This is a genomic window from Chryseobacterium hagamense (assembly GCF_007991455.1).
GTDB lineage: Bacteria > Bacteroidota > Bacteroidia > Flavobacteriales > Weeksellaceae > Chryseobacterium > Chryseobacterium hagamense.
The window spans coordinates 1-9,595 of the sequence record NZ_BJYJ01000057.1; the positions used below are offsets into that span (position 1 = coordinate 1).

Below are 9,595 nucleotides of genomic sequence, written 5' to 3' on the forward strand. Positions count from 1 at the left end.
GAAAAACATTAATTGGAAAGATAAAAACCTGTATCTGATGCAGTCTTTGTACAATGCGATCCGGATGTCTATAAGACGATAGGCAAATGAGAAATTGTCGTCGGTTCCAGATGCTCGCAGCGACCTAGCTGCAGAGAGTAAAATTTAAAACCGAATCTCATAAAACCACCGTTTATGTAACTTAACTACAAATTTATAACCAACATTATTCTAACTTTTGTGATTTAATACAATTGCACTATATTCGTATTGATAAAAATTTAATAATTCTATGGGACTATTCGGAAAACTTTTTGGAAAATCACAAGCCGGAAAAAAAATATCCGGTCAACCTAATTTTAGCAATATTCAAAAAACCGCTGAAATACTGGATGAAAATATTTTTTGGAATATAATTGATCATTCATTAAAAAGTACGGATAATCAAACAGAGCAAGAGGCTTTTTTAATCAATGACATTTAGAAATTAACCCCCGAAGAAATGATTGGCTTTCGTTTAAGAACAGATCAATTGCTGTATGATACATATAATTCAAAAATGTGGTGTGCCGCCTATATTATGAATGACGGATGTTCGGATGATGGATTTGAATATTTTAGGAATTGGGTCATTTCAAGAGGAAAAGATGTCTATGATAAAGCAAAAGAAAATCCAGACACCCTTATCAGTCAGAAAGAGAATGGCGAGGATGAAATGTTTGACTTTGAAAGTTTTTGGTATGTTGCCTTGGAAGCATTTACGAAAAAGACAGGAAAAAACCTATATGATTTTATCGACTACGAACATTTTAAAACAACCGAAGGGAATTATCCTCAGTTTGAATTTGACTGGAAAGAAGAACATCCTGAAAGCATGAAAAAACTTTGTCCTCAATTATTTGAACGTTTTTGGAATTAAAATATCGGAGTCACTTAAACTTTTATATTTGGAAGATATTGTAGTTGCAAAAAAACAACTTAAATTCCCGGACTGTGTACGAAATACCTGATGAAAATATAACAGATTGTGAATGAGTAAAACATGCTCCAAAAAGCAATGAGCTTTTAAATTCAGGCTCCTGATTTTGCGATCGTTTATGCTATTTGCATAAATTAAAAACCGGACTTCAATAATATCTGCTTCCCATAAAAGCTTTATTCCGCGATCCGGTGATGGCTGCTGAAACAGTGCATTACAATTGCAGTCTTCATAGCATATAAAACCGGTCTATTTCCCGATACAAAACTTGGAAAAAATATTCCCCAGCACCTCATCATTCGTTACTTCCCCTGAGATCTCACCGAGATGTTCGAGAGCATTGCGCAGTTCGTAGGCCAGGAGTTCGGTGGAAATCCGGAAGGTGATGGCTTCTTTGACTTTATCGACAGCTTCGAGGGATTTCCGTAAGGCTTCAAAGTGGCGCTGGTTGGTGATGACTATGTTGTTTTCGGAGGCTTTCAGCTGTTCGACGTAGGAAGACAGTTCGTTTTTGAGATCCTGGATGTTCTGGTTTTCGACGGCAGAAATTTTAATGAAATCAAATTCGTGGGTAATTGCCTGCCGGAAGGTCTCCTCTGCTCTTTCGTATTGGGTAGGAATGACTTCATCGATTTTCGTGGCGCAGATGATCAGTTTCAGGTCGTCCCTCAGCAGGGATCTGATCATTTCAATATCTTCCGAGAAATCGGCGGTTCCGGCATCGGCCAGGTAAACCAGAATGTTGGCATTGGCTACTTTTTCCCTGGCTTTTTTTACCCCGATGGCTTCGATTTCGTCCATCGTTTCACGTAATCCGGCCGTATCGATTAGTCGGAAGGCGTGCCCCTTGATATGCAGTACTTCTTCAATGGTATCGCGCGTTGTCCCGGCGATGTTGCTGACAATTGCACGCTCTTCCTTTAAAAGCGCATTCAGCAGCGTCGATTTCCCGGCATTCGGTTTTCCGATGATGGCGACGGCTGTTCCGTTTTTGATCGCATTTCCGTACTGGAAACTTTCGATCAGGGAATTCAATTTCAGGGTGATCTTATCCAGCAGCTGGTTCAGGGCGGTGCGGTCTGCAAATTCCACATCTTCCTCCGCAAAATCAAGCTCCAGTTCGATCAGCGAAACAAAGTTCAGGAGGTCCGTTCTCAGAAACGAAATTTCATTGGTGATCCCTCCTTTCAGCTGGCTGATGGCGACTTTCCGCGATGCTTCATTTTCGGAGGCAATGACATCGGCAATGGCTTCGGCCTGGGAAAGGTCGATCCGGCCGTTGATGAAAGCCCGCAGGGTAAATTCACCGGCTTTGGCCATCCGCGCGCCGTTCTTCATTAAAGTTTCCAGAATACGTTTTCCGATATGCGGCGACCCGTGAAAAGCAATTTCCACGGAATTTTCGGTCGTAAAGCTTTTCGGCGCCAGGAAAATCGAAAGCATCACCTCATCGATTGCTTCTTCCCCGTCCATAAAGTAACCGTAATGGATGGTATGCGACTTCTGTCTGGCCAGGTTTTTCCCCGGAAATGATCTCTGAACCACCGCCAGAGATTCATTTCCTGAAACACGGATAATCCCCAGGGCCCCTACACCGTTGGCCGTAGCCAGCGCACAAATCGTATCGTTATTCATGCCGCAAATTTACGGAATTTAATCGCAAACCGCCATACCGTTTGTCTATTGCCTCTATTGGAAGGTGAATAATGAATGGTCAATCCGCTGTGCCCGTCAATTTTCAGTAAAGATTTACCATTCACCTGCATACTAAAACTCACCACTGCCCTTTACGTTCAATTTTCAACACCTCAAGGTTCACCATTCAGATGAAACACAGACTTCGCCATCGACTAAACCGGTATTTTTTCAGGAGCTTTTTCCGGCTATCCACTCATACTCCTCACGCCTTTCCGGCCTGCGCTCTGGCCACCGCTCCCATCGCTTGCTGCGGGGTATCCGTTACTATCCGGGCTAGGCAGTAGTAAATGAAACAACCAATGGCCAAGGTTTACCGATGGATAATCACTGTTAACCGGATATTGACCGGCCCGGGCAAAATTCCTCCTGTAGTAACGGACGTCGATGCTGAATCGTCCATACACTTTGCTCATCAATTTTTTCAGTACATCAGATTGACCATCCACTTGCAAAGGAAAATTCACCGTTGACTGATCACCTTTTAAACCACCCCGAAAAAAACTCCTGATTTCTGATCCTCCTTCAATGAAAAGGAATTCAAAAACAATGGATTACCGTCTGTTTAATGTGGATTTGACTTTATCAAACTCCTGTTCATTCGTTTGCTTCATTTAAAAAAACCTAGGTTAATTCAGTCAGGATTCTAAATAGAGTTCTTTTAAATCAATAAAGCGTTTACGCTTCTGACCGGATTTTATTCTATCCTGTAGAAAACTACCCTTCGGAAGTTAAAACAATGTAAGTTCAACCTTATTTAGCTGATGTTTGCTTCTTTATTTAATGAAAGAATAAACCCAAGTCTATTCATTCAGGGTTTTAAGCAAGAACCTTCTTTGACAGGATGATAAAAGATTTCGTTTGGCCAGCAGAACCTTTGCCCCTGTTTTTAACACAGGAAACTTCCCGCATCCGGCATCCCTCTTCCAGCCTTTTAACCCGATCTTCTTTGAGTCAACATATTAAAATAAAAAAAATCACCTCAAAGATTGAGATGATTTGCCTGTTTTGAATTTACTATTGAAGATATGAATGATGTTTGTTGAGACAAAGATAAGACCGGCAGGCTTCGGCAGATTCAGGGAAAACCCTGAAACAACACCGTAAAAATACGGTACCGTCTTTTAAAAAAAATCGTCCTGCAGGATTTGCAGGACGATTGATGTATCTTAACATTTTAAGCCGGTCTTGACTTTAACATGGATGTTCACCGAAAAAACTTCCACCATCCTGCTTCCTTTTCCAGCCTTCATATCTTCTAAAGCGGGCTTACCAATTCAAGGAACCATTCCTTAACCTCCCCTTCCAGGAACGGTACAAGTTTTTCTTCACAGGTTTTGTGATAAGCATTCAGCCACGAAATTTCGTCTTCTGAAAGGATCTCTTTAACAATGGTATCTTTGAAGAACGGGCAGAACGTCAGCGTTTCAAACTCGTAGAAAATGCCATGAATGGTCGTTTCAGATTCTTTTACCGCGATCAGGTTTTCGTGACGGATGCCGTATGCGCCCTCCAGGTAATATCCCGGCTCGTTAGAACACACCATTCCGGCCATCAGCTCCTGCGGATTCATATCTTTACGGATATTCTGAGGGCCCTCGTGTACATTCATAAAGCTTCCCACCCCATGGCCGGTCCCGTGGTTGTAGTCTTTGCCTTCCATCCACAACGGCAGTCTTGCAATGGCATCCAGCTGAACCCCTTTGGTCCCTTTCGGGAATTTCACCATCGACAGACGGATCAGTCCCTGAAGAACCAGTGTTGAGTTTCTCTTGAATTCCTCGGAAACCCTGCCTAAAGCCAAGGTCCTTGTGATATCCGTAGTTCCTTCAAGATACTGGCCTCCCGAATCCACCAGGATGCTGGCCTCGTTGGTCACTTCCTTGCTGCCTTCCTTTTTCGCAGAGTAATGCATGATGGCTCCGTTATCTTTGTATCCGACAATGCTTCCGAAGCTCTCCCCTACGAAGTTCTCTCCTTCAGCCCGAAAACCTCTCAGCTTTTCACCGATGGAATATTCGTTCATCGTTTCTTTTCCGGCATGGTGCGTCAGCCAGTACAGGAATTTCACCATGGCCACACCGTCACGCACCATTACTTTCCTGAAACCTTCCAGCTCCGTTTCATTCTTCTGGGCTTTCATCAGATTTCCCGGAACCGCTGCTTTAATAAATTCGTTGTCCGGTTTCAGCGCTTCGAAAATCGACTGGTTGCTGTTCGGCGAAACCAATACTTTCTCATTGCTGAAGTCTTTCAGGCAGTTGTAGAATTCTTCGTACGGCATCATTTTCACCCAGGCTTCATCCATCTGCCGTCTTGATTCCACATCCAGTTTATCCAGATCGGTGAAAAGCTTCGCATCGTTTTTTGTAATCACCAGATATCCTAAAAATACAGGATTGCTTTCAACGTCGCTGCCCCGGAGGTTTAACGTCCAGGCCACATCATCGAGGCTTGAAATAATATGGATGGTGGCACACTGCTCCTCCATTTTCTGGCGGATGGCTGCAATTTTATCAATCACCGATTTCCCGGCTCTTTCCACAGGGTGTACGAAGATTGGATTTTTAGAAGGGGTTCCCCGGTCCTTCCAGATTTCCTTTAGCAAAGGAAGATCGGCCAGGGTCATATTTTTAGTGTTCAGTTTTTCCGTCAGCAGTTCCCAGTTGGCGTGGGAAGTGGCCTGGGCATTCACCGCTACTTTTCCGTTTTCCGGAATTTCAGAGATGATCCAGTCGATATAGTTCGGCGTACCTTCCATCCCGTCCTTGAAAAGATCAATCCCGGATCCTTCCAGTTCGATCGGAGCCTGGGTAAAGTACCGTCCGTCGGTCCAGAGGCCTGCTTTATCCCTGGTGATTACCACAAATCCTGCGGAACCTAAAAAGCCCGACAGCCAGGCCCTTTCCTGCCACTCCTGAGGCAGGTATTCGCTCATGTGCGGATCGGCGGAATATACTATAAATGCATCAACATTATTTTTCTGCATCTCTTCACGAAGCGCAGCTACTTTTTCCTTTGAAGTCATTTTTTGAATAATTTTAAGATGTGAAGTTACGAATTTAAAGGTTATCCGGCAGCGTTTCCTGATGTTTTATCGGATTTTATTGCCGCCTGCTGCCTGCCTTGATTAAGGCTCAGATAAATACCGCACTTGCGCATTGTTTTTTACTGAAGTACATACCGCCTTTTTCATTTCCCAACGATTACTTTCCGGTGTTCCGTTCCCCAGTCGGCCAGGGTATCAATGATCTTTTTTAAAGTCAGGCCGTATTCTGTGAGCTGATACTGTACCGTTACGGGTTGCGTATCGAGCACGATCCTCTTTACGAGCTGGTTCATCTCCAGTTCTTTCAGCTCTTTGCTGAGCATTTTGTTGGAAATGCCTTTTACATCGTTCAGAATATCAGAAAAACGCCGTTTGTTGTAATAACAGACGGATGAAATGATTGAAATTTTCCATTTACCGTTTAAAACGTCCATGGCATCATGAACAGCCCTGATCTGTTTTATGTTGGTATCGCTGTCCGGGCATTTTATTTCCTGCATAAGTTACCTTGTTACTCAAAAGTTACTGTTACTTTTAGTTACAAAGTTACTAAAATAAATTTATTCATCTTAAATTTGTCCCGTTAAAGAAATCGATTTAAGCAACAAATCATTTAAAAGTCTCAGACAAAATTAATTTCATCATTTAAAATTTAAAAAAATGAATTTCACGGATAAAAATGTAATCATTACCGGCGGAAGCGCAGGAATCGGGTTAGCCACCGCAAAAACGTTTATTTCAAAAGGCGCGGACGTTCTGGTAACCGGAAGAAATAAGGCTACACTGGATCAGGCATCAGCAACCATCAACAGCTCTAAGTTTAAAACTTTAGCCTCTGACATCTCTAAACTCGAAGATATCGGGGCATTGGAAAAAGAGGTTTCGGAAAGCGGAAAAAAAATTGATGTCCTGGTACTGAATGCAGGAATTGCAAAACAATTTTCAATAGAAGAAACTACCGAAGAAGTATTTGACGACCTCTTCAACATCAATGTAAAAGGACTGTTCTTCACTTTACAGAAACTCATTCCCCACTTGGCAGAAGGGGCTTCCATTATTCTTATTTCGTCCGGGGTTTCCGTGAGCGGATATGCACAGATGGGCGCTTACGCCGCAACAAAAAGCGCTGTGGATGCCATCGCACGTACGGCGGCCATCGAACTGGCAGACCGGAAAATCCGCGTTAATACCGTTGCCCCGGGATTAACGGATACCCCGATGAACCAGCAGACGCCGGAAGATATCAAAGATGCCATTGCTGCTGCGGTTCCCCTGAAACGGATCGGAGAAGCTGAAGAAATCGCCAATGCTATCGTGTTCCTGGCTTCAGACGAAGCATCCTACATCTCGGGTTCCTACTTGTCGGTTGACGGAGGAGTAACCATCCGCCGGTAATTTTTTCGTCCGCTTTTGCGTACGGCGTCGTCAAGTTTTACATTCCGGAACCTGACGACGCTTTTTAATTTCAAGAATATAATACAACGCGAATCCGACCGTATTTAGCTTGTATCCAATTATTTAAATTTAAACTGATTCAGTCAGGGTTTTAACAGAATTCTCCCTCGTTTAGAATGAATAAAAGATTCACACTTTTCATTTGATCATCAAGACTTCTGATTGTATTTTTGACCAGGGAAACTTCCCGCATCCATCTTCCAGCATGTTAATCCGGCTTCTTTTTGCGAGTCCATAGTAATATATCAATTGTCATGTCATCGATAAGATCCATTATCTTCTGCAGAAATCCTGAGATTTCTTGTTTTCACATAATTCCAGATCAGGTACAGCAGAAAGACAGCGAGCCATACACTCAGGACGACGGTTATGAAAATAATCTGTATTGAGGGATGAAGGTAATTGGGTTGATAAAAAAGACGCTCGATGACTGCAAATCTTTCCTTTAACTTATCCCTGTCGAAAGTATTCCGGATTCCATTGAGGGGCTCACGGGTATGATCGCGGTAATAAAAGACATCATGGGTCAGGTCCTTGGGAACGATCTGCGATTCTATTTTGTATTTCTTAAGCAAAGCCGTGAAGTTTTGAAGTGAATGAAGCAGCGAGTCCCGGTCATATTTGTAGAGCAGTTTGTATCTCATTACTGCATTCTGATACTGTTGTCCGGCTTGGGAAACCTGATGAACGGGAGTGTATAGCATCTTATTTTCCGTAAAGATACAGACGTTTTCATCATTTTCCGGATAGGCCTCAACCCCTTTGAATATAATTTCCGTACTGTCCCCGATTGTTTTTTTCGACATAATTCTTCTGGTAAAGGTTTCGGGTTCAATTCCAAGATCACCCATTCCCGACAGGATTCCGGAACTTAGGTTTTTGTAATCGGAACTCAGTACTTTCAACGTATCTATACTGTAATAGTTTGTCTGGACGGAATAATATTCAGGATTACCGGGATCATAAAAAGTAGTGTCTTTCTCCGCGATTACCGGATAAGGCTCAGGATATAAAATATTTTCCGGATTGAATAATTTATCGGAACTGTAGGAAGTATAATTGTATAAGAACGGATTTAAAACATTGAGCAAAGTCTTGTCTTTGTTAAAATCTTTTTCAGGCAGCTCCGTTCTCATTTTGGCATTCAACCCAAAGCTGTAGCTGATAAAAAAAGTCAGTGAGAGAAAGGAAATCAGCAGTAAAGAAGCACCAATTTTCACTTTACCCGCAATATTATATCTTTTCTTGGAATGGTTTCTCAATAGTAAAATGAAAAAGCAAAACAGAAAAAGGCCGGTAATAAAAACGTGGGAAATAGAAACGTCATCATAAAATTTAAACCGGTAAAACTCCGTGTAGATATCAACCTGATGAATTCCTTCAAACTTAAAGTATCCATAGGTAAAATAAGCCAGGTGGATTACGCTTAGAACAACGACGGATCTGATCAGAAATATTTTTAATTTTTTGTCCATGATTAAATTGTTTATTTTTTTAGATGAGGATGTATGTTCAGTCAAGTTCGATGGAATTGTTATTTTCCTTAAAATATTCCTGGATTTTCCTGGTTCTCATTTTTTCATATTCCATATCTGAGTATGAAGTCCCGTCAGGCATCGTTGATGTTAAGCTGGTAATATTATACCTTTGCTTAAGTTCTCTCATTCTGCTCATCGGATCTCTCTTATAATCTTCAAGGGCTTTTTTATACCGGCTTTCTGTCACCGGAATGTAGGCAGATAAATTAAGTTTTACATTTCTGAACTTTTCAATTCCTTTCAATTCCCAGATATGCTGTTTTTGGCTGTCTTCGATCTTTACGATCAATCCCGGAAGTCCCGAAAATTTATAAGGACCTTCGGAAACGGGAATTTCATTGGTAAACCATGCATTGTACTTTCGTCCTTTATATTCTACCGTTGCCCGCTGGCATTTTTTTCCCTGTATCAGATCAGTTTCTGTTCCGATCTGCCAATTCAGGGTAAGGTGTTGAGTGATTTTAAACCGGTCTGTATTCACCGGAAGGTAAGATATTACTTCGTTGGATCGCCAGTCTTTCCGAATGATACCCCGAATTTTCCCTTGCGGAAAAACACTTGTTGAAACCGCCCTATCCGGAGGCATCCCGTCCGGCTCCATCTTCTGTGCAATGGCAGAATCTCTTTTCACTTTTGCCAGGCTGAAATAAGTGGATCCGTTTTTATCGATAAACAGCCCCATCAGTTCGGTTTCGGTTTTTTCTAAATTTAACGAATCGGGCTTATAGGTGTATGCATACGTAAAGTTGTATTTTTGGCTAAAACAAAATACGGAAATTGAAAAACTGAGTATAACTATTCCTTTTCTGATCATTTTGCACAGACATTAAATTAAGACGTTAATATACTCAAATATAACCACGTACAGGTGAATTAAATTTCAGATTTTATAACTAAGAA

General features: G+C 41.9%; 7 protein-coding genes and 1 pseudogene. 3 read left to right on the forward strand and 5 right to left on the reverse strand.

Annotated features, from left to right (window positions below; all coding sequences use genetic code 11):
* Positions 1-271: 271 nt before the first annotated feature.
* Together CHA01nite_RS20895 and CHA01nite_RS19935 are read left to right on the forward strand one after the other, a co-directional pair.
* Entirely contained in the window at positions 272-463 is a 192-nt protein-coding gene (locus CHA01nite_RS20895; protein WP_228458473.1) for a hypothetical protein, read from the forward strand.
* A gap of 12 nt (positions 464-475) precedes the next feature.
* Positions 476-898 (forward strand): annotated as a pseudogene (locus tag CHA01nite_RS19935) (DUF4240 domain-containing protein); the annotation flags it as partial.
* A 309-nt stretch (positions 899-1,207) separates the two neighbouring features.
* Here the strand turns inward: CHA01nite_RS19935 and mnmE are convergent.
* The 3 genes from mnmE to CHA01nite_RS19950 form a co-directional block, all read right to left on the reverse strand.
* Positions 1,208-2,593, reverse strand: coding sequence for a tRNA uridine-5-carboxymethylaminomethyl(34) synthesis GTPase MnmE (mnmE, locus tag CHA01nite_RS19940; RefSeq protein ID WP_146944689.1), 1,386 nt, complete (start codon positions 2,591-2,593; stop codon positions 1,208-1,210).
* A gap of 1,318 nt (positions 2,594-3,911) precedes the next feature.
* Entirely contained in the window at positions 3,912-5,681 is a 1,770-nt protein-coding gene (locus tag CHA01nite_RS19945; RefSeq protein WP_146944691.1) for an aminopeptidase P family protein, read from the reverse strand.
* A gap of 164 nt (positions 5,682-5,845) precedes the next feature.
* Positions 5,846-6,202 (reverse strand): winged helix-turn-helix transcriptional regulator, encoded by a 357-nt coding sequence (locus CHA01nite_RS19950; RefSeq protein WP_146944693.1) that lies wholly within the window; start codon positions 6,200-6,202, stop codon positions 5,846-5,848.
* A 160-nt stretch (positions 6,203-6,362) separates the two neighbouring features.
* On the opposite strand from CHA01nite_RS19950, the gene CHA01nite_RS19955 reads away from it, so the two are divergent.
* Positions 6,363-7,097 carry an SDR family NAD(P)-dependent oxidoreductase gene (locus CHA01nite_RS19955; RefSeq protein ID WP_146944695.1) on the forward strand — a complete coding sequence of 245 codons (735 nt, stop codon included), beginning with the start codon at positions 6,363-6,365 and terminating at the stop codon, positions 7,095-7,097.
* Positions 7,098-7,414: 317 nt separating this feature from the next.
* Here CHA01nite_RS19955 and CHA01nite_RS19960 read toward each other — a convergent pair whose 3' ends face one another.
* Positions 7,415-8,632, reverse strand: coding sequence for a hypothetical protein (locus tag CHA01nite_RS19960; RefSeq protein WP_146944697.1), 1,218 nt, complete (start codon positions 8,630-8,632; stop codon positions 7,415-7,417).
* 37 nt (positions 8,633-8,669) lie between these two features.
* Positions 8,670-9,509, reverse strand: coding sequence for a GLPGLI family protein (locus tag CHA01nite_RS19965; RefSeq protein WP_146944699.1), 840 nt, complete (start codon positions 9,507-9,509; stop codon positions 8,670-8,672).
* Between the last annotated feature and the right edge of the window lie 86 nt (positions 9,510-9,595).